Origin of the sequence: Clostridium tagluense (genome assembly GCF_003865095.1) — a bacterium.
Lineage (GTDB): Bacteria > Bacillota > Clostridia > Clostridiales > Clostridiaceae > Clostridium_AD > Clostridium_AD tagluense.
The window spans coordinates 126,762-146,367 of the sequence record NZ_BHYK01000010.1 but is presented as its reverse complement, the minus strand read 5'-3'; the positions used below and the strand labels follow the sequence as shown (position 1 = coordinate 146,367).

23 protein-coding genes and 2 pseudogenes are annotated in these 19,606 nt (G+C 29.5%); 22 read left to right on the top strand and 3 right to left on the bottom strand.

The genetic code is table 11. The annotated features are described in order from the left end of the window. Window positions 1-568 precede the first annotated feature (568 nt). A pseudogene (locus tag Ctaglu_RS11155) lies at window positions 569-1,150 on the top strand (non-canonical purine NTP pyrophosphatase); the annotation flags it as partial. Here the strand turns inward: Ctaglu_RS11155 and Ctaglu_RS26575 are convergent. Both Ctaglu_RS26575 and Ctaglu_RS11150 read right to left on the bottom strand, forming a co-directional pair. After that, a pseudogene (locus tag Ctaglu_RS26575) lies at window positions 1,149-1,340 on the bottom strand (IS256 family transposase); the annotation flags it as partial. The pseudogenes Ctaglu_RS11155 and Ctaglu_RS26575 overlap by 2 nt on opposite strands. Before the next feature lie 140 nt (window positions 1,341-1,480). Continuing rightward, window positions 1,481-1,930, bottom strand: a complete 450-nt coding sequence (locus Ctaglu_RS11150) for a VOC family protein (RefSeq protein WP_125001436.1) — start codon at window positions 1,928-1,930, stop codon at window positions 1,481-1,483. Window positions 1,931-2,051: 121 nt separating this feature from the next. Here Ctaglu_RS11150 and Ctaglu_RS11145 point away from each other — a divergent pair, with 121 nt between their 5' ends. From Ctaglu_RS11145 to Ctaglu_RS11080, 13 genes are all read left to right on the top strand, one after another. Next, window positions 2,052-2,990 carry a helix-turn-helix transcriptional regulator gene (locus tag Ctaglu_RS11145; RefSeq protein ID WP_125001434.1) on the top strand — a complete coding sequence of 313 codons (939 nt, stop codon included), beginning with the start codon at window positions 2,052-2,054 and terminating at the stop codon, window positions 2,988-2,990. A 580-nt stretch (window positions 2,991-3,570) separates the two neighbouring features. Then, window positions 3,571-4,296 (top strand): metallophosphoesterase family protein, encoded by a 726-nt coding sequence (locus tag Ctaglu_RS11135; protein WP_125001428.1) that lies wholly within the window; start codon window positions 3,571-3,573, stop codon window positions 4,294-4,296. A gap of 146 nt (window positions 4,297-4,442) precedes the next feature. Next, window positions 4,443-5,048, top strand: coding sequence for a 2'-5' RNA ligase family protein (locus Ctaglu_RS11130; protein ID WP_185732679.1), 606 nt, complete (start codon window positions 4,443-4,445; stop codon window positions 5,046-5,048). 64 nt (window positions 5,049-5,112) lie between these two features. Further along, window positions 5,113-5,634 carry a GNAT family N-acetyltransferase gene (locus Ctaglu_RS11125; protein ID WP_233439755.1) on the top strand — a complete coding sequence of 174 codons (522 nt, stop codon included), beginning with the start codon at window positions 5,113-5,115 and terminating at the stop codon, window positions 5,632-5,634. A 106-nt stretch (window positions 5,635-5,740) separates the two neighbouring features. Beyond that, entirely contained in the window at window positions 5,741-6,664 is a 924-nt protein-coding gene (locus Ctaglu_RS11120; protein WP_125001422.1) for an aminoglycoside phosphotransferase family protein, read from the top strand. Between the two features lie 55 nt (window positions 6,665-6,719). Then, window positions 6,720-7,130: a hypothetical protein gene (locus Ctaglu_RS11115; protein WP_125001419.1), complete on the top strand. Its 411-nt coding sequence runs from the start codon at window positions 6,720-6,722 to the stop codon at window positions 7,128-7,130. 55 nt (window positions 7,131-7,185) lie between these two features. Next, the gene (locus Ctaglu_RS11110) at window positions 7,186-7,929 is read left to right on the top strand and encodes a class I SAM-dependent methyltransferase (RefSeq protein WP_125001416.1); all 744 of its coding nucleotides are present in this window, start codon (window positions 7,186-7,188) and stop codon (window positions 7,927-7,929) included. 100 nt (window positions 7,930-8,029) lie between these two features. Continuing rightward, complete coding sequence (locus Ctaglu_RS11105) at window positions 8,030-8,962, top strand: metallophosphoesterase family protein (protein ID WP_125001413.1); 933 nt, start codon at window positions 8,030-8,032, stop codon at window positions 8,960-8,962. A 92-nt stretch (window positions 8,963-9,054) separates the two neighbouring features. Beyond that, window positions 9,055-9,513: a hypothetical protein gene (locus tag Ctaglu_RS11100; RefSeq protein WP_125001410.1), complete on the top strand. Its 459-nt coding sequence runs from the start codon at window positions 9,055-9,057 to the stop codon at window positions 9,511-9,513. Between the two features lie 109 nt (window positions 9,514-9,622). Then, complete coding sequence (locus Ctaglu_RS11095) at window positions 9,623-10,378, top strand: peptidase MA family metallohydrolase (protein WP_125001408.1); 756 nt, start codon at window positions 9,623-9,625, stop codon at window positions 10,376-10,378. Window positions 10,379-10,598: 220 nt separating this feature from the next. Continuing rightward, the gene (locus tag Ctaglu_RS11090) at window positions 10,599-10,982 is read left to right on the top strand and encodes a cytidine/deoxycytidylate deaminase family protein (protein WP_125001405.1); all 384 of its coding nucleotides are present in this window, start codon (window positions 10,599-10,601) and stop codon (window positions 10,980-10,982) included. A gap of 166 nt (window positions 10,983-11,148) precedes the next feature. Next, window positions 11,149-11,328, top strand: coding sequence for a hypothetical protein (locus tag Ctaglu_RS11085; RefSeq protein WP_125001402.1), 180 nt, complete (start codon window positions 11,149-11,151; stop codon window positions 11,326-11,328). 235 nt (window positions 11,329-11,563) lie between these two features. Next, a complete protein-coding gene (locus Ctaglu_RS11080; protein ID WP_125001399.1) occupies window positions 11,564-11,944 on the top strand; it encodes a hypothetical protein in 381 nt (126 codons plus the stop codon). 143 nt (window positions 11,945-12,087) lie between these two features. On the opposite strand, the gene Ctaglu_RS11075 is transcribed toward Ctaglu_RS11080, so the two are convergent. Further along, complete coding sequence (locus Ctaglu_RS11075) at window positions 12,088-13,383, bottom strand: helix-turn-helix domain-containing protein (RefSeq protein ID WP_185732678.1); 1,296 nt, start codon at window positions 13,381-13,383, stop codon at window positions 12,088-12,090. A 169-nt stretch (window positions 13,384-13,552) separates the two neighbouring features. Here Ctaglu_RS11075 and Ctaglu_RS11070 point away from each other — a divergent pair, with 169 nt between their 5' ends. The 8 genes from Ctaglu_RS11070 to Ctaglu_RS11035 all read left to right on the top strand — a co-directional run bounded on the left by Ctaglu_RS11070 (window position 13,553) and on the right by Ctaglu_RS11035 (window position 19,540). Further along, window positions 13,553-14,332 carry a class I SAM-dependent methyltransferase gene (locus tag Ctaglu_RS11070; protein WP_125001393.1) on the top strand — a complete coding sequence of 260 codons (780 nt, stop codon included), beginning with the start codon at window positions 13,553-13,555 and terminating at the stop codon, window positions 14,330-14,332. Window positions 14,333-14,381: 49 nt separating this feature from the next. Beyond that, complete coding sequence (locus tag Ctaglu_RS11065) at window positions 14,382-15,326, top strand: amidohydrolase family protein (RefSeq protein WP_125001391.1); 945 nt, start codon at window positions 14,382-14,384, stop codon at window positions 15,324-15,326. A gap of 41 nt (window positions 15,327-15,367) precedes the next feature. Beyond that, complete coding sequence (locus tag Ctaglu_RS11060) at window positions 15,368-15,970, top strand: non-canonical purine NTP pyrophosphatase (protein ID WP_125001387.1); 603 nt, start codon at window positions 15,368-15,370, stop codon at window positions 15,968-15,970. A gap of 185 nt (window positions 15,971-16,155) precedes the next feature. Next, window positions 16,156-16,614, top strand: a complete 459-nt coding sequence (locus tag Ctaglu_RS11055) for a GNAT family N-acetyltransferase (protein WP_125001384.1) — start codon at window positions 16,156-16,158, stop codon at window positions 16,612-16,614. Between the two features lie 262 nt (window positions 16,615-16,876). After that, complete coding sequence (locus Ctaglu_RS11050) at window positions 16,877-17,344, top strand: GNAT family N-acetyltransferase (RefSeq protein ID WP_125001381.1); 468 nt, start codon at window positions 16,877-16,879, stop codon at window positions 17,342-17,344. A 58-nt stretch (window positions 17,345-17,402) separates the two neighbouring features. After that, window positions 17,403-17,909 (top strand): GNAT family N-acetyltransferase, encoded by a 507-nt coding sequence (locus tag Ctaglu_RS11045; RefSeq protein ID WP_125001378.1) that lies wholly within the window; start codon window positions 17,403-17,405, stop codon window positions 17,907-17,909. A 118-nt stretch (window positions 17,910-18,027) separates the two neighbouring features. Next, complete coding sequence (locus Ctaglu_RS11040) at window positions 18,028-18,969, top strand: DUF1028 domain-containing protein (RefSeq protein ID WP_125001375.1); 942 nt, start codon at window positions 18,028-18,030, stop codon at window positions 18,967-18,969. Between the two features lie 73 nt (window positions 18,970-19,042). Further along, the gene (locus tag Ctaglu_RS11035; RefSeq protein WP_125001372.1) at window positions 19,043-19,540 is read left to right on the top strand and encodes a GNAT family N-acetyltransferase; all 498 of its coding nucleotides are present in this window, start codon (window positions 19,043-19,045) and stop codon (window positions 19,538-19,540) included. The last annotated feature ends 66 nt before the right edge of the window (window positions 19,541-19,606 follow it).

Genomic DNA, 19,606 nt, shown 5'->3' with positions numbered 1-19,606 from the left:
GGAGCTTTGTTATAGGAATAATCTGCTTAGTAAAAAAGCAAATAACCACTAGATAATTATTAGTATTATAGTTATAATTTGACTTAGGAATGCAGTTCCATAAAGCTATATTTTGACGCACTACAATATGGCAAAAGAAATGATTTTAGATGGGGAAGATATAGAAAAAATCAAAAAGTACTCTAAACTTAATGAAAAAGATATTGAAAAATTGAGAAGAGAATTAATGCCTCAATAAACAATGAAAATTGTACAAATATAGATAAAATCGGGTAACAACATCTAACAAAACACTACCGTTCGCCTTGGCTGAACGGTGTTTTTTTATATATTTTTGATTAATAATATTACATATAATTTAATTATATATTAAACATGGTATTCAGGTCTATTAAAATCTTTACCACTGGCTTTTTCTATAAATATGTATTAATCCTGTATTCCAAGGTCTTTAGCCGTAGAAACTTGTCTTTCTAAAGATTGGTCTTTACTACTTACTCTTTCATAAAAAAACTTCTCATCCTAATGTAGCTCCTTCTTAAACTTTATATGAAATCATAAGAACACTTCAATAAGTAAGATGCTGGACGGATTGAATATTAGTATTACTGATTTTGGAGCTCTCGATATGGAATTAAAAGAGGCTGAAGAAACTGGTAAAAATCCATTATCAAATGCAACACAAAAAGCCATGGCTTATTTTGAACAGATTAAACAACCCATATTTTCTTGTGATACTGGATTATATTTTGAAGGTGTTGATGAAAAAGACCAACCCGGTGTACTTATAAAAAGAATTCATGGAGACAATTTGACTTATATAGAGATGCTCAGTTACTATAGCAATTTAGCAACAAGATATGGCGGTAAGTTAATTGCGTATTATAAGAACTCCATATGTTTGGTAATGGATGAGAATAATATTTATAAATATGACGGTGAAGATATATATTCCGAAAAATTTTATATTGTAGACAAACCACATAAGAAATATAGAGAAGGTTTTCCGTTAGATTCATTATCTGTAGAGATGGAAAGCATGAAATACTATTATGATTTAGAGGGTAATAAAAGTGAAAATGTAGGTGTTATTTCCGGGTTTAAAAATTTTTTTATTAAAAGTCTATATGATTATTTAAATACTAATTGATTTTAGGTTCAAATTCACTATTTCTATCACGAGGTATATTAACCTCTACTGCTCCAAGTTCTGAATCCATCTCCGTTTCTAATGCCTCCTGAAGAACATCTCTGAACATATTCTTCATGGAATTTAGAACCTCATTTGGGCTTATAAACTTTTTCTCATCGATATAATTTCTTGAAATTTCCCTGGAAATATATTACATAAAACACTCCTCCTTACAATATTAATTTCCTCGATTTCTTTGTGAGAGTATGTTATTGCATTTGAATTTGAATAGGAAATAAGGGGTCAGCATGCATCTCACATTGAAGATGCGTAGCATGCTGATTCTTTTCATTTCAATCTATTATCAAACATTAGTTGAATTTGAATACCAAAAGGGTCTTCAATAATTCCGTATGCTTTACTAAATACATTTTTAGATAATGGAACGATGATTCTAACTCTGTTATCTGTAATTAAGCTATTATAAAAATGTTCAATTTCGTTTAAGTCAGCACTTTGAATACATAATGATGTGTTATTACCAACTTTGTATTTTTCATTAGTATCCATTGTATCTTCTGCAATCATTACTTTAGTTTTTCCAATTAATAAAATAGAGTGAGAGATATAATTTTTATTTTCATCAGTAATCTGGATTGTATTATCTCGCTTTGCCATATCTTGGTATGTAACCAGCAATAATTCCTCTGCATTGAAATGTTTTTTATAGAAATTTATAGCTTCTTGTGTTTTCCCATTCATTGAAAGAAAAATAGCACTTTCTAGTGTTTTACTCATAGTATCAATCTCCTTTTTATAGTGATTTTCAGGTATATATTTTATAAAATTGATATATTACCTTAAATTTATTATAATATATAAAGGTATCAAAATATGACACCTTTAATAGGGGGATTGTATGAAAAAATCAGAAAGATTAAATGAAATGATAAGATACTTAAATAGTCGAGAGTTCTTTAATTTGGGTGATTTAATGGATAAATATAATATTTCAAAAAGTACAGCTTTGCGTGATATTACTTCATTAGAACAATTAGGTATGCCTATTTTTTCAGAGTATGGTAGACATGGAGGCTATGGTATCTTAAAACACAGGTTATTATCACCTATTATTTTTACTCTTGATGAAGTGTATGCTTTATATTTTGCAATGTTGACGTTAGAGTCTTATCAATCTACGCCATTCCATTTAAGTGTTAATAAACTAAATGAAAAATTTGAAGATTGTCTTTCTAAAGAACAAATAAAACAAATTCATCAGCTGAAAAAAGTTTTACAATTTGAAGCGTATCAGCATAATAATGTTAGTCAGTTTTTAGATAAAATTTTACAAAGTATTCTTAATGAAATTAGTTGTAAGATTCAATATTTAAAAAATAACAAACAAGTAAGTTACCATATTCAGTTTTTTAAAATTTCTGCTAAGTTTGGACAGTGGTATGCTACTGGAATAGAGATGAATACAAATAAATATAAAGTTTTCAGATGTGATAGAATAACTTTGTTAGACTTTCATAATGATAAATCACAATTTTCTGTTGAAGAGCTCATCAACCGTTCTTTAGAATTTTATCAATCTGATAAAAGTGTTGAGTTTGAAGTGGAAATTTTAAAGCATGCAAAGGATATTTTTTATAAAGAGCATTATCCATCAATGAAAATAGAAAGTGGAACTAAGACACTTATAAAAGGGTTCTATAATTTAGGTGAAGAAGAATTTATTGCAAATTATTTCATTAAATATGGTAATTCTATCCTATCAGTAAAACCTGAATCGCTAAAACACCTTATTCAAGAAAAAATAGAGAATCTATTAAATTATTATCAAAAATTATAAATCAGCATGCAGTTCACATTACTGTGAAGCATGCTGATTTCTTTTTTTATTTTACAATTAACCAATTATTTTGTTTTTCTAAGGTTAATTCACAATAAATGCTTTATTTTTACAGTGCCCTTCAATTTTCATATAGCTTTGTGTAAATTTATGGTTTATAATCTATATATAGGGTAACAGTTACCCTACCGGCATGGCCCATTTAGAAACATGGAATGTTGTGCACGATTTTAAATAAAAAAGTGATTGATGTTGCCCTGCGACATGGAATGAATGAATATAATATTCCAAAATGGAAAGCCTTCATGGAACTAAAAAAAAATTTCGAGGGAAAAATGGGCAAATCTATATACAGCATACTGCCAGGTGTTATTGAGAATACTTTTGAATTTTAAAAAGATAGACAAGCTACACCTAGGAAGCTAAGTCAGCTCTCTGTAGGCTTCTCGGCATTGAGAATTTGAAATATTAAAGGGCATAGTTATTATAAAACCAAAGTTACAAGGCAATAAATAAGATTATTGTTTGAAATAAAATTAGGATGATTCTAAAAGTAATTATAAAAAATGAGGAGCGTAATATGAAAAGAATTGCAATAATATCAGATATTCATGGAAATATGCCAGCACTAGAAGCTGTATTAGAAGATATCGAAAATAGAGGTATTAAGACAATTTTTTGTCTGGGTGATTTAGCAGGCAAAGGCCCTAGTTCAGTGGAAGTGGTAGATAAAATCAGAGAACATTGCGAAGTTGTACTTAAAGGTAATTGGGATTATTATATGACTGAAATAGATGATAATGAAGTTTTAATTTGGCATCAGAAAAAATTAGGAGTTGAACGATTAGAGTATCTCAAGGAGTTACCAATATATAAAGAATTTTATATAAGCGGAAAGTTATTAAGACTATGTCATGCATCGCCAAATGATCTTTTTCATAGAGTCTACCTTTCAACTAAGCAAAGTGAACGGATGAAATTGTTTGCAGCAACGCCAACTCTTAATATTGAAGCAGATGTAATTGGATATGGCGATATACATGGTGCTCATATAGATAATTTTGATGGAAAAACCATTTTTAATGTTGGAAGTGTTGGTAATCCACTTGAAATAACCCAAGCTTCCTATGGAATAATTGAAGGAAAGCTGAATAGTAAAACTGAATCATCATTTACTATTTCTCTTGCTAGAGTACCCTATGACATAGATTTAGCAATTGAGCATGTTGAATTAACAGATATGCCAGAAAAAAAAGAGTATATTAACGAATTGAGGACAGCAGTATATAGAGGTTCAAACGCCTAAGAAATACGTCCTGTAACAAAACCTTTCTTATATATCGAAGGTGTAAGATGAAAATTTGTGTTTATTGAAACTAATCCTAATGATAAGATTTATAGATATTTAAATGAAATTATTTGTATTTTATGAATAGTGGGAGGAGTGTAAAAATGCTTTATGCAGTTGAGCTATATTTTGATAAAAAAACAGAAGAAAAAATAATGAGGTTACCAAATGGAATAGCGAAGAAAGGCATTAGTAAACGCTATTTGGAGTGGAAAACACGCCCTCATATAACTCTTGGGTTGTTTAACAATATTGATTTTGAAAAATGCGACAAGTTACTAGATAAACTTACAAAACAAATAAGCTCATTTCCTACACATCTTTCAAGCATAGGTGTTTTTAATAATTCAAAATGCATTTTCTTATCTCCAGTTGTAACACGTGAATTGTTTGAATTGCATCGTGAATTTCATAACATCTTTAGCTTTTGTGACCATTCCGGATATGAATATTATTTACCAGATAGTTGGGTTCCACATTGTGCAGTTATGCTTGGCGATTCAGATGATGCCAATGCTCTTTGTGCATCTGTTAAATATGTAATAGAAAATTACGAAGTGATTCATGGTTTCTTTTGTGAAATAAGTTTTGTTGAAATAACTATGCCTGTAAAAGAACACGTCGCTCATAAATTAAAACAGTATGATGGAATTTCTATTTACAAAAGTCCTCAAAATTTCTCTATTAACCCAGATCTGAATTTAAAATAGGAGGTAACCAGAGTGAGGGTAAAGGTCATGAATTTATTATTAAAGGGAAAGGGTGTGTTTTATATTGGAAGAAGTTTATTTAGTGATTCCTTCAGTGGAACATAAAGAAGAATATAATGAAATGCTATTAGAATGGAAAAAAACAAAAGAACATATATATCCAGGAGCAATCAACCCAAAAGGAATGGATTACATTAACTGGTTAAAAAAATTAGAAACATATAAGACTAATGAGACGTGTCCATCTCATCTTGTACCTTCAGATACATTTTTTTTAGTAGATAAACATAACAAAGTATTTGGGGCAATTAGTATACGGCATTACTTGAATGAACAACTTCTTAAATTTGCTGGACATATAGGTTATGGGATTCGTCCAACCGAAAGAAGAAAAGGATATGCAAAGGTAATGTTAAAAATGGCTCTTGAGAAGTGCAGAAATATAGGGATAACACAAATTCTTATAACTTGTGACAAAGATAATATTGCTTCAGCAAAAACTATAATTGCAAATGGCGGAATCTTTGAAAATGAGTTAATTGAAGATGATGGAAATGTATTGCAAAGATATTGGATTGAATTATAAAACTCAACTTGATTACTAGTAATAATATCTATTGGAAAATTTGTATAATAAATAAGTATGTTAAATCGCTGCGCATATAAATTGTTCATTTAGGGGGGAGCATTTAATGAACGACATGCAATGTACAATTATTGATGAAACATTATCATATCTTACTAAATATAAAGTTGAAAATATTACACCTTTAATAAAAGGCTATTGTAATGATGAAAAATATTTGCTACAACTTAATAATAACATGTCAGTACTCATGAAAGTTTCTAATATGAAGGATTATAATAGAAAAAAACAAGAATTTTACTATTTAAATATTCATTATAATAATGGTGTTAAATGTTCAAAACCATTAGAATTTTTTATATTAGAAAAATCCAATGTATGTATTACTATATTAACATATTTAGAAGGAAAAAGTGGAGATGAGGTATTACCATTGCTCCCAAAAGAAATACAGTACTCATTAGGGTATGAAGCCGCAAATGAACTTAGAAAAATCCATGAAATTAAATCTTCAGAAACTTTTAACTGGTATAAGAAAAGATGGGAAAAGTATCAATTAAAGAAAAAACAATTATTTGAATTAGGTTGTAGATTTTATAAGCAGGATAAGATAGAGAATTATATTGAAGAAAATTTTAGAATATTAAGGGAAAGTTGCATCAGATTTCAACACGATGATTTTCAACCTATGAATATAATAATTAAAGGGAACGAATTAATTGGAATTATAGATTTTAATAGATTCGATTGGGGTGACCCAGTAGAAGATTTTTTTAAACTTCCTAAATATACAAATGAAATAAGTGTACAGTTCTCAAAAGGTCAGATAGATGGTTATTTTAATGGCAACGTTCCAGATATGTTTTGGAGGAAGTATAATTTATTTGTTGCATTAAATTTCCATGCAAGTATGCTTGGTGGTCATGATGCATATAACCAATTGGATAAAGTAAGGGAGAGACAAGTTAAAATATTTAACACACATGATTTTGAAACCCATGGTGCTCCTGAATGGTACTTAAACATTTAGCTTGGTATTATATGGTTAATTGATTGAAATGCTAATATATTTGGAGGATAACAACATGTTATATAAAGAAGATATAATTAAAATACTTAAATCTATGAACTTGCCTTTAAACGAATATTGGATAACCTCTGGTGCAGGATTAGTACTTCATGGAGTTAAAGAAAGAACAAATGACATTGATCTAGGGTGCACCACTAGGTTAATTGAGCACTTTCTAAAAAAAGGTTGTACGTATAGATTAGCGGAAGATAATTCAAGAATTATGGAGATAAACGATACAATAGAAATACTAGAAAATTGGTTTGTTGATGAAATAGAATTCATTGATGCATTACCTGTAGGCAGTTTAGCAAGCATTAAAAAGCAAAAATCAGAGTTAGGAAGAGAAAAAGATATAACCGATATAAAAATGATAGAAGAATATATCGAAAGTAAAAAACCTTTACAATTATATTCCAAAAACTGATATTGATATAAGAACTGCATATGCAATTAAAGCTTAAAATAAGGGGTAGATAAAAATGGAGGAAAATGAAGATAAAAAACCAATTGAGGATATTTATGATTACGAAGATATATTAAAAATGTTGGATTCGTTTTTAAGAGGGCCTTCACCATTTTGGAATAAATTTTATGAAGACAGAGAAAAAGATATACCTTTTTTCATAGATGTTCCAGATGAAAACTTAATTTCATACTTTCAAAAGGAAATTATTAAATCCAGTAAAGTATTAGAACTAGGATGTGGTCCTGGACGTAATGCAATGTATATGGTTCAAAATGGATGTGATGTAGATGCAGTTGATATCTCAGAAGAAGCAATAACTTGGGCAAAAGAAAGGGCTAGCAAAAAAAAATTAAAGGTGAATTTTATGTGTGATTCAATATTTAATATTCCAATACAAGAATTAGGATATGATTTTATCTATGATTCAGGATGTTTGCACCATATTCCACCACATAGAAGAATTCAGTATGTTAGCTTGATTGAAAAATTTTTAAAACCAAAAGGGTATTTTGGATTAGTTTGTTTTGCTGCAGAAGATGATAAAAATAAAAATGGATTGCCCCAGATGTCGGATTGGGAAGTATATAGACAAAAAAGCCTTAGGGGCGGAATTGGGTATACTGAGGAAAAGTTAAGGAATTTGTTCTCTAAAAACTTTGAGATTGTTGAGTTTAGAAGAATGATAGATATAGATAAACCAGATGTGGCTATGGGAAAATCATTCCTATGGGCTGTACTTTTAAAGAAGAAAAGATAAGTAAAACTAAGGTAGTGATTTAGACATTAATATTGAAAAGGTGCTTGGAATTAGAACATTTTAGGTATTCTTTAGTGGAGATATTATAAGGAGATAATTAATGAGATATGCTGTTATTTCAGATATTCATGGGAACCTGCCAGCACTAAATGCAGTAATTGATGATGCAAAGAGAAATTTTATAGATGAATACGTATTCGTTGGCGATTATTATTGTGATTTAGCTTACCCCAATGAAGTAGTAAATACTATAAAGAATATTAAGGGAGCCCATGTAATCAAAGGGAACAAAGAAAAATATTTAGACGTTTTATTAAATTCGGATCAATCAGAATGGGTATATGAGCAATTTGCTCCTCTTTATTGGAATTATAGAGAACTTGATGATGATAATTTACAATATTTAATAGGCTTACCTGAAGATAAGAAGATCCAACCACCAAATAGTAATCATAAAATGCATTTGTTTCACGCGCCGGCATTTTTGTTTAAGTCTACAAATATGGATTTACTCTCAAGTTCCAAATATGTTGAGAGAATGATTCAAGAGAACTTTTCACATGAGGAATACTTATGTTATGTTCAGAAAATCTTATCCAGTGATGACAAGATTGTTAAGATTTTAGATGGTCTTGATACGGATATTGTTATTTTTGGGCACTCACATATACAGTGGCATGCAGAAATAGATACAAAGGTAATAATAAACCCAGGCTCCTGTGGATTACCGCTTGATTATGATAAAAGAGCAGCGTATACCATTCTTGAATTAAATGAAAATGCTATTAACATTTTAGAGAGAAGAATACCTTACAATATTAGTGATACCATTTGTTATACTATGAAATCGGAGTTATACATAAATGCAAAAACCTGGTGCGATATAATTTTTCACCAATTAAATTTAGCAAAAGAGGAAATAACTTTTTTCTTTAGACATGTCGAATCCATTGCTAAAAAGAAAAATGATTATAGTAGACCGTATAGTACTACTGTATGGAAGGAAGCGGCAAATAGTTGGAAGAGTAATTAATGGATAAGTTATAGACATGCCTTTATTAAGACGAAGTTCTAGCTAATCATAAACTTTATTAAGAAATGTCGGAATAAAAAAGGGGAGTATACATGTTTAATAAAGTAAAGTATTTTATTAAAAAAAATATAATATTAAGTATAGGATTAATACTATGCTTAAGCATTATGAGTACTTATGCATATACTAAATTTATACCTAAGTGGTTTTCAAGACCAGATACTTATAATGTAGTAAAGGAAGCATTTTTAACTAATAAGGGGTACACTAATGAATTGTCCAAACATATGTCACAACAAGTATTTGAAAGAACAAATATATATAATGCTTATCCAGCAGATAATAAAAAAACTTATAAAATAGATTTTAGCTTAAAGGCAGATTCACGAAGATTTAAAAATAATACAGTTTATGTGAAAATGATTTATTCAGTTAAAATAATGGATTTACAAAATAATATTATAGGTGGTTCATCCCATGTACCAATTACATTTACGGTTAAAAATATAAATGGTACATGGTACATTACAGAAAAAGAAGAACCTGCATAAATTGAAAAATGAAGAGTTCCTATGTATTAATTTACTCTTCTGCATTTTGGGAAGCACTTAACAGAAAAATTCAGAATATTAACTTTATTGAAAAAAGGAGAAATCTAAAATGATAGATAAAAGAAATGAAATGGATAACGTAAAAGTTGAAAAGGTATATCAAGAGAAAGATTATAAATTAAATTTAAAGAAAGAAACTCAACATTTTATAATTTGTTATACTGAAATCGACAAGACATGTATAGATAAGGTTTCAGATGTTCTTGAAAATAATTATAATAGAATTACAATCATATTTAAGCAACAACTTCAAGAGAAATTGAATATTGAGATTCATTCAGACATTAATCAACTTCATATTGCTTTAGGGTTTCCAAATGCACCTGATTGGATAAGAGGAGGGATTGGGGTAGATAAAATTGTAATAGCATCTCCTTTAAACCCACCACCAGGTTCACAATTTGATAACGTATTAAATACAGCCGTTCACGAGTTTGTCCATATCATAGTAAATAAAATAAACGCTAATACACCCAGATGGCTGAATGAAGGGATTGCATGTTACGAAGCAAAAGACAATAATGAAAATGGGATAAGGAAAACAGTTATGAATGGTTTAGTAAATAATGCGGTTCCTACATTCAAAGATTTAGATACTGGCGAGGATTTTGAAACATTTTTCAAACGCAATGGATATCAATACTCATATACCATAGTAGAATCAATAATTGAAGAGTTTGGTTATGATAAATTATATAATTTGATAGAGTCGCCTAATAACTTTCTGGGTATTTTTGGCATAACAGAGAATCAATTGCAGAATAAATGGATGGAGTATATTAAAAAGAATTATCTAATAGCATAATTTTTTGCATTTCTATTAGTTTCATTTTACGTAATTTTAGTATAACGTTCATAAGTTATAAATCTATGATATTTAAATGAATAGTAATACAAAAACCATACGCTAAGGCTCTTGAACGTGGGTAATAGGAAACGTTAGCTGAAATCCAACGCTGGACTTGACCCCACTGAGACGTAGCTGTAGAAAATTATTAATTAAATTTATAGGAGGAGAAAACAAAATGGAAGATTTAATTGAAAAAGACTTAGAGTTGATTGAAAAAGCATCTGAAACCATAAAAAAGAACTATGATAGGGTGAAATATAATCATACAGTTGCTGTAGCAATTAGGTGTAGAAATGGGAAGATTTATACAGGAGTAAATGTTTATTCTAGTCATGGTGCTTGTGCTGAAATGATAGCTATTGGTTCAGCCATAACTAACGGTGAAAGAGAATTTGAATGTTTAGTTGCTGTTAGAGGAGAAAATGGTGAAGAAATATTACCACCATGTGGAAATTGTAGACAAGTTCTTCTTGACTATATGCCAGACTGTAAAGTAATTATTAACATAAACAATAAGTTGAGAAAAATTGCTGTAAGAGAGTTATTACCCTTTGCTTAGTAGGGAGGTAACCGTAGGCATAATTTATCTAATTGCTTCAGAATTTATCGAAAAATATAACGATAATGATAAAGAACTTGAATCGATCGAAATCAATGACAATGAACGAGGCCAATAATTTATAAATTTCTTGAGTCATAGCATATAAATAGAGGAAGGTGAGTTTATGGGATTAATTACTTTGGATAAGGTTGAAAAGCTTGATAAAAAATTAGATGATATTGAAAAACATTTAGTTAGTTTAGAGGTGAAAATTGACACTATCAGTAAAGAAAATAACTCAATTAAACGCATTGAAGCAAACATAGCCAAAATCAAAAATCTAATATTGGAAATAAAGAAATAAATACATTTGTCAAAGAGTTGCATACGCTACATTCTTATATTGCCCCTCAATTATTATGTAGTATGAATCATATTCAAGGATAATTGGAGTAGGTTTTGCTAAAAGTGTAGTGTCTAAACTCCATATAACAAAGTTAGTTCTATTACTAAAAAAGTCATAGTTCACATCTGTATTAAATTTAAGTGTATAGAATGGTTATAAAAAAGTTTTATAAAATTGATTGAGGTGATGTTGAATGAATAATAAAAGATGGTCTAATATCTCATTTATTGGGGGATTCTATATTTTTGGAGCAATTGTACTTTTAGTTACGTTAATTACAGGAGCGTATAAAACTGATACTGGGGGTCTTTCCATGGCGTTAAGACATGGTATGTTATTTTTTCCTGAACTTCCAGCGAGGATAATTTTAATAATAATTTCTTTGATTATAGGAGTTGGATTATTGAAGTTAAATAAATGGGTGTATAGATTAGTTTTATTTTTTTGTTTATACTTTACAATTGCAAACATTATTATAGCTTTAAATACAGGAAATAATGGGTTCTACTCAAATATTATATTTTCAATTTGGGTTCTATTTACTCTACCAAAAGATAGAAGAGTATTTGATTAATTCAAAATGGTAGTATGTTATAAGTTGATAAAGATAAAATCAGTAACTAGAAAGAAGAAAGCTGATAGAATATTATTCTATTTATGGTTATTGAGCATTTTAAAAATAGAAATGCAAATATTACAAGCGACCCAGGAGATAATTTAACTTAATAACTCACGGTATAAGTTATTTGCATCTTTATATTTTCTATTGCTTTCTAGATGTTTTATTAGCAAAAGCGTTATCTTATAATGAATGTCCCAATATCCCTTATAACTATAAAATGGTAATATAATATCTGTTACTTCTTTATAAAATATATCTTCATTAAAATTAAAAATGCTTAAATATAAACAATAAACATAATTGTAATACACGGAATTTTTATAAGCATCAGTTAAGAACTTATCAAATATTTCTTTGTAATTGAAACCATCATTTAATTTTTTATGAACCTCTATGTAAATACAAGCACCAAGTATAGGTTGTTCACTTGCATGCCATGCAGACTTTATCCAACGTTTATCAGTTTCCCATGAGTTTAATGGATTCATAGCAAGATGGCAATATTCAATACATTTATCATACTTGCCCATATCCAAATATAGTTTAGCCAGGTTAGTATATACAGTAAAGATATTTTTATCTATAGTAAAATAATCAGAACCATTAGCTACAGAGGTCAAATGAAATTCTGCCTGTTCGTACATTTTTAAAAAAATATAACTTGAACCTAAAAAGCTGTGACACTGTAGAGAATTCATGTATCGTCCTGAAAGTGAATAGCTATTTAATGCCTTCTCCAGGTAAATAACACCTTTTAAATGCTGCCAATTTAGACAATAAGCCACCCCCAAGCGGTAATTAATCCATGGAGTTTCCTTAATTTCGCACGCTTTCTCTAATCTTCTGATACCTTCAGTTTGGTTCATATATTCATAAATGAATCTTCCTGTAATTAACATATAAATATATTGAAGATCTTGGTTTAAACTGCTGTAAACTTTATCAAGAATATTAATAGAAACTTTCAGTTCGTTATAGCTTTTTCTTTCGACTAAAATATTGTACATTAAAGAATAAATATTAAATTCTATGTTATAGGGTGAATTGCGCAGGAGAGATTCCAAAGTACACAACTCATTATAAGTGATTTCAGAAGATTCATAGTCAAAACTTTCTACTTGAAACATCAATATATGAAATTTTTGACGGATTAACCCAATATCCTTTGTACCTGTTATATTAGTAATTTTTAGCTTTTTTAGCAAAGCCTCTATTAATTCACTTCTAAGTTTCTTTTTACCATTTTCAAAATAGCTTAAATGGCTAGTAGAACATATTCCATGAGCTAAAGCTTCTTGACTAATACCTTCCTTAATCCTATTGTATTTAATCCAAGCTGATAAAAAGTCGTACTCAAATTTATTACCTAATATGTAAACAAAGTTATCCATAAACATCATACCCCTAAAATTAGATATATATGACTTAAAACAGTCATATTATATACAAATTATAACACTTAAATAAGATTTATTTAACTTATTTTTCAATATGAATGTTTTGCTATTATAAGATTCTTCTTATACAATTAACTTATAATATTAAAAAGGTGGTTTGTATATGAATAAGGATAGTGATTTCTCGAAAAACCAAAGTGAAGTATTTGATTTAGCATCAGATTATTATGATAAATTTAGACCTAGTTATCCGCAAGAACTTATAAACTGTATAATTAGTGAAACAGGTATTAAAACTGATTCAACAATACTTGAAATAGGTGCTGGTAGTGGGAAAGCAACAGAACTATTTGTTAACAAAGGGTTTAATATGTATTGCATAGAACCGGGAGAAAACTTAGCGGCAGTAGCATTGAAAAAATTCGGACCTACTAGACAGGTCGAATATTGTACATGTCGTTTAGAAAATTGGAAAGAAAAAAAGGAATATTTTGATTTAGCAATTTCAGCTCAAGCCTTCCATTGGGTTCCAAAGCCTATAGGCTTTCTAAAGTGTGCAAGTGCATTAAAATCTAAGGGATTTATTGGATTGTTTTGGAATCTCTATCTAACCTATAATGAGCCAATTGACGCTGAACTTAGTGAAACAGGAATGTTTCTTTTACAGTCTGAAGCATCTTGTGAGGAACGTATTAAGTCTCATACACAGGAAATAAAATCAAGTGGTTGTTTCAAAGAAGCTATAGTATATAGATTCCCATGGTCTCAAAGATATACAGCTGATGAGTACATAGGATTTATGAAAACATGTAATGGGTATCTAAGTGCTAGTGAAAATGATAGACAAGCAGCTGAGGTTAAGGTGAGGGAGATTATAAATAGATATGGTGGATTTATAGTAAGACAATATCTATGTGTGCTGTTTCTTGCACAAAAGCTTTAAATTATGGCTAATTTATTTTTTATTACAAATTAATATTGAGGTGTGTAATATGAAAGAAAAATTTATTAAAGCATTAGAAAGTAATAATCTAGGTGAAATGAGAAAAATACCAAAGGGTGATTTACACAACCATAGCTCAATAGGTGGTAACAAAAGATACATCGAAGAATGGGCTGGTGTAAGTATACCAAAGCCACCTAATTTTAAGGGTCTTGATGATATGCAGCAATGGTATAGACAAAATATTAAACTCTTGATAAAAGGAACGTTAGGTTATGAAAAACTAATAGAAGCAGCCTTTGTACAGGCAAAGATGGATGGTGTTAAGGTACTTAATATGAGTTTCGGTATTGGGGAAGTAGTTTGGTATGACAACTCTGTAGATAATATGGTACAAGCATTGAAAAGAATCCACCAAAGTTTTGCTCCAGAGGTTCTTTTCATACCAGAAATCGCATTGAGCTCATTTACCCCTATTGATGAAATTAATAAAAAACTAAATCAGTTTTTAGGTCAGAATTATTTTAAATCTATTGACATGTATGGAGATGAATTTGCCGTTCCTACTTTTAAAAAAATATTTAGAAAAGCTAAAGAAAAAGGATTAATTTTAAAAGCACACGTGGGTGAATTTGGAACTGCTGAATTAATTAGAGAGGCTGTAGAAGAATTAGAACTTGACCAGGTACAGCATGGAATAGCTGCCGCAAATTCTCAGAGTGTTATGAGATGGTTATGTGATAATAAAATACAGCTTAATGTATGTCCGACAAGTAATATTTTACTTAGTAGGGTAGAAAGTTATAAAGTTCACCCTATTAGAAAACTATATGATAATGGGATTAAAGTAACTATAAATACTGATGATATGCTTATTTTTGATCAAAGTGTTTCTCAGGAATTTTTTAACCTTTATAATGCTGGTTTGTTTAATGGTAATGAACTAAATGAAATAAGAGAAAATTCACTAAATTTAATTAGGGAGAATAGATAATAAAATTAAGATTAATTAAAAGGTAAAAAGGAGTATAAAATATGGATAACACTTTAATTTATGTTACAAGTAATGATATTAAGTTTAATGTTGCTTCCAAAGTATTTACGAATACGGAAATTGTTCTTTTACAAAAGAACTTGAGCACTCCTGAAATTCAGAGTAAAAGTGTGCAAGAAGTAGCCATGTATTCGGCTAGTTGGGCAAGTAAGCAGTTAAATCAACCTGTTATAGTAACAGATGCTGGGTTTTATATTGAAGCTTTAAATGGATTTCCCGGCCCTTTTATCAAGTTTGTAAATGAATGGTTTTCTGTAGATGATTATATTAATTTAATGCAAGGCAAAACTAATCGTACTATTATTATCCAAGATTGTTTAGCATATTGCCACCCAGATGAAAAATCTGTTGTTTTCACTGGATCATATCGAGGAAAATTAGCAACCCAATCTGGTAAGAAATGTGGTACTTCAATTGAACAACTTTTTATTCCTGAAGGTTACGATGTTCCTATTTCTGAGATACCTGTTGAGGAAATGATATCTTATTGGAGTAAGGGTGAAATAATGACTAATTTTAAAGAGTATCTTTTGACAAAAGATGATTTTACTATTCAAAAATTACAATTTAAACGATTACTTTAAGCATTACGTCTAAAACTCCATATAACAAAATCTTATCGTCCGCCTTTACCGGAGGGCTCTTTTTATATAGCAATGTGTAAATTTATGGTTTATAATCTATATATAGGTACCGTTTAACTATCTCTAACTCTCAGGAACCTCTGGGAGCAAGGTACTCTATATCACATATAAGGAGTGGATTAACTATGAAAATTGTACATTTAATTGATAATAAGGAATATATTAATGAAGTAGCTGGTTGCTTATATAAAGAATTTGTCCAAAATATCAGAAATGATATAGACTTAGATTACGTAATCAGAGCATTACATAATCGTAGAAAAGATTCTATTCCTATTACCTTAATAGCTGTTGAAGATAATATTTGTCTTGGAACTATAACATTATTTGAGAATGATTTGAAGACAATGCAATTGACTCCCTGGCTAGGTGCACTTTATGTTAATTCAATATTTAGAGGTAGAGGAATAGCTAAAGAACTAATGAATCAATTAGAATTGTTTACAAAGAAATTAGGATTTAAAGATATATATTTGAGAACAGAGCATACAGCAGATTATTATAGAAAACTAGGTTGGGAATATTTATTTGAAACAAAAGATGAACTTGGAATAAATACAGAAGTTTTTAAGAAAGATTTATAAAATATATTTGATAAATTAAAAGACTATCCAATTCAAATTGGTATCTTAGTGATTCTTGCTACTGCTAATATAAAGATTGAGTCGCAATGATATTTTAATATAAAAATGGGCATTCAATGCTACACCTAATTTCTAATGAGGATTTTGACAATGAACTACAACGGTTTAGAAATGAGATGATTAATGGCAATATAATCAGGAAATCAGCTGGAGATACGTTAGTTTGGTTTGAGAAAGAAAAAAATTAGAGTAGAGGTGTTGTATGGAAATAACAATATTAAAAGGGAGCATGGATTATATAAATGATTGTGAAGATGCATTATTAAATTCTGAACTAGGAATCAAATATTTTTCGGAAAAAGCAAGTGCTAGAAAGGCATTAGAGGATGGATTTAATAAGGAAGAGATATATGTTGCCCTAGATATTAATCACCATTGTAAGGGGTTCATATGGTTTATTTTAGAGGGTGCATTTCATTCATTTCCATATCTTCACATTATTGCAGTCAAAAAAGAAAATCGCAAACTTGGCATAGGAAAAAAACTATTAGAATTCTTTGAGGAGATCTGTTTTAGAGATTATACAAAACTATTTCTAGTAGTTGCAGATTTTAATCCAGACGCCAAAATGCTGTATGAAATCATTGGATACATAGAAATTGCTATTATACCAAGTTTATATAGAGAAGGAATAACTGAATATTTAATGATGAAATTAAGAAAATCATAAATGATAATTTATATTGGTAGATTATAACTTGATATTTAAAGCGGAGGGTGATGTAACCATGTTAAGACTTAACACAGAAAGGTTAAGTATCTTACCCTTAGATAAATATAATCTTGAACTTTGCATAAATGATTATAATAAAATGGAGAAAAATTTAGGCTTAACTATTACTGACAAAAACATAGGTATCAGGGAAAAAACTGTTTATAAAATAAGGTTAGAGGGCGTAGAAAATAATCCTACCAATTATATGTGGTATACAACTTGGATTATAGTTTTAAATGTGGAAAATCGAAGTGTCGGGGCGATAATGATAAAGGGCTACTCTAACGAAGATGGAGAAGTTTTAGTTGGCTATGCCATGCAGGATGACTATAAGCGTAAAGGATATATGGTGGAGGCGTTAAAGGGTATTATACAATGGATATTTTTAAATCCTGATGTTAAATGTGTCATTGCAGATACAGTAAAAAGCAATATACCATCACATAAGGTGTTACAGAAAATTGGCATGGTAATTTATAAGGAAGATGATGAATGTATTTGGTGGAAATTAAAAAAGTAGTTACTTCGGACTTTTTTTATAAAGTGGCCAATTCTATGGCGATTATAGGGAACATAATATACTATTATAGAATTGACTAATGAGTTGATGCAAATGCTAAACTTTCGGGAGGAAATAGATGGATAAAATCAATTATGCTGAGTTTACAAATACATATTCTATTGTTGCATTTGATCCAATCAAAAATCAATTGGGGATTTCAATGCAAACTCATAATTTTGCTGCATGCAACCGTGTTATTTATGCAGAACCCGGTGTTGGTGTAGTTGCAAGTCAATCATATACAAATCCTATTTATGGGTTTGATGGCATTAAAATGATGAAAGAGGGGAAATTGCCAAAACAAATACTGAAAGATTTAATAGAAGGAGATATAGATTCAGAATATAGACAAGTTGGAATTATAGATGCTAAAGGTAACGTTTCTGCATATACAGGAAATAATTGCGTTAAAGAAGCAGGTCATCGAACAGGTAAATATTATTCATGTCAAGCTAACATGATGTTAAAAAACACAGTTTGGGATGCAATGGGAAATGCATTTGAAAGCTATGATGGTGAATTAATTGATTGTATTATGAATGCAATGGAGGCTGCCGAATCTGAAGGTGGGGATATTCGTGGAGCACAATCTGCAGCAATCACTATAGTCACATCTGAGCCAATTGAAAAACCATGGTTAGGTTATATTTATGATTTTAAAGTATATGATAATCCTAAACCCTTAAAAGAACTCAGGAGGCTCATTAACTTAAAAAAAGCTAATAACTGCATTGATAGTTCTCAAATTATGCTTCATGAAGGAATCTTAGATAGTACAAAAATATCTTCATCAATGGAGCAGTTTAATTTTGCTGTAAATAAAATACCTAATCAAGATAGTAGAATACAGTACCAATTTTATTACGCTATGAGCTTATTAAAGTGTGGTTTAAAAGATGAGTCAATTTCTTTATTTAAAAGCGTATTTACAGCTAATCCAATTTGGAAAGAGCTTGCAATTAGAATTGCGAAATCAGAATCTAATGAATGTCTTTCCCAAATAATAAATAATATTTAAACTTAAAGGATAAAACTTATAACATGAAATATTTATAATTTACAATAAGTTATTTATATGAGGGGGTAGAAAATTGGCAAATAGAATATATTTTAAAAAATTTCTTTGTGAGGATGATTTTCAATATTTTTTAAAATTAGTTTTTAATGAAAAAATAATGGTAATGAATTATGGAAGAGTATTTCTATTAGAAGAAGCAAAAAAATGCTACAAACGTTTATTGGAGGATAATAAGAAAAATGAAGGGTTTGGTAGCTTTAAGGTTTTTGAAATGAATACAAATGTTTTTATAGGTTCAGGTGCACTTGTAATAAGCGATGATCTTACTGAGGCGGAGGTTGAATATATGATCCTCCCTGAGTACTGGGGAAAGGGATACGGAAGCGAAATTGTAAGGGAATTATTAAATAAGGCTGAGGAAACAAAGAGCATACAGCGAGTTACAGCAATAACAGATCCTAATAATATAGGATCAAAGAAAATATTGTTAAGTAATGATTTTGTATCCTGCAAGATATATGAAATTGATGATGGTTCGCCAGCTGAAATGTTCAGTAAACAAATAATATAGATTACAAGTTTTGTTCATTATTTACATATTTATCAAATCCAACATCAAATAGTATTTATATAAAGA

What these genes read in the sequence shown, in the direction of transcription:
- Ctaglu_RS11150 (WP_125001436.1), bottom strand. Translation starts at nt 1,930, where the DNA reads ATGAGTAAAACACTAGAAAGTGCTATTTTTCTTTCAATGAATGGGAAA.
- Ctaglu_RS11145 (WP_125001434.1), top strand. Translation starts at nt 2,052, where the DNA reads ATGAAAAAATCAGAAAGATTAAATGAAATGATAAGATACTTAAATAGT.
- Ctaglu_RS11135 (WP_125001428.1), top strand. Translation starts at nt 3,571, where the DNA reads ATGAAAAGAATTGCAATAATATCAGATATTCATGGAAATATGCCAGCA.
- Ctaglu_RS11130 (WP_185732679.1), top strand. Translation starts at nt 4,443, where the DNA reads ATGCTTTATGCAGTTGAGCTATATTTTGATAAAAAAACAGAAGAAAAA.
- Ctaglu_RS11120 (WP_125001422.1), top strand. Translation starts at nt 5,741, where the DNA reads ATGAACGACATGCAATGTACAATTATTGATGAAACATTATCATATCTT.
- Ctaglu_RS11115 (WP_125001419.1), top strand. Translation starts at nt 6,720, where the DNA reads ATGTTATATAAAGAAGATATAATTAAAATACTTAAATCTATGAACTTG.
- Ctaglu_RS11110 (WP_125001416.1), top strand. Translation starts at nt 7,186, where the DNA reads ATGGAGGAAAATGAAGATAAAAAACCAATTGAGGATATTTATGATTAC.
- Ctaglu_RS11105 (WP_125001413.1), top strand. Translation starts at nt 8,030, where the DNA reads ATGAGATATGCTGTTATTTCAGATATTCATGGGAACCTGCCAGCACTA.
- Ctaglu_RS11100 (WP_125001410.1), top strand. Translation starts at nt 9,055, where the DNA reads ATGTTTAATAAAGTAAAGTATTTTATTAAAAAAAATATAATATTAAGT.
- Ctaglu_RS11095 (WP_125001408.1), top strand. Translation starts at nt 9,623, where the DNA reads ATGATAGATAAAAGAAATGAAATGGATAACGTAAAAGTTGAAAAGGTA.
- Ctaglu_RS11090 (WP_125001405.1), top strand. Translation starts at nt 10,599, where the DNA reads ATGGAAGATTTAATTGAAAAAGACTTAGAGTTGATTGAAAAAGCATCT.
- Ctaglu_RS11085 (WP_125001402.1), top strand. Translation starts at nt 11,149, where the DNA reads ATGGGATTAATTACTTTGGATAAGGTTGAAAAGCTTGATAAAAAATTA.
- Ctaglu_RS11080 (WP_125001399.1), top strand. Translation starts at nt 11,564, where the DNA reads ATGAATAATAAAAGATGGTCTAATATCTCATTTATTGGGGGATTCTAT.
- Ctaglu_RS11075 (WP_185732678.1), bottom strand. Translation starts at nt 13,383, where the DNA reads ATGGATAACTTTGTTTACATATTAGGTAATAAATTTGAGTACGACTTT.
- Ctaglu_RS11070 (WP_125001393.1), top strand. Translation starts at nt 13,553, where the DNA reads ATGAATAAGGATAGTGATTTCTCGAAAAACCAAAGTGAAGTATTTGAT.
- Ctaglu_RS11065 (WP_125001391.1), top strand. Translation starts at nt 14,382, where the DNA reads ATGAAAGAAAAATTTATTAAAGCATTAGAAAGTAATAATCTAGGTGAA.
- Ctaglu_RS11060 (WP_125001387.1), top strand. Translation starts at nt 15,368, where the DNA reads ATGGATAACACTTTAATTTATGTTACAAGTAATGATATTAAGTTTAAT.
- Ctaglu_RS11055 (WP_125001384.1), top strand. Translation starts at nt 16,156, where the DNA reads ATGAAAATTGTACATTTAATTGATAATAAGGAATATATTAATGAAGTA.
- Ctaglu_RS11050 (WP_125001381.1), top strand. Translation starts at nt 16,877, where the DNA reads ATGGAAATAACAATATTAAAAGGGAGCATGGATTATATAAATGATTGT.
- Ctaglu_RS11045 (WP_125001378.1), top strand. Translation starts at nt 17,403, where the DNA reads ATGTTAAGACTTAACACAGAAAGGTTAAGTATCTTACCCTTAGATAAA.
- Ctaglu_RS11040 (WP_125001375.1), top strand. Translation starts at nt 18,028, where the DNA reads ATGGATAAAATCAATTATGCTGAGTTTACAAATACATATTCTATTGTT.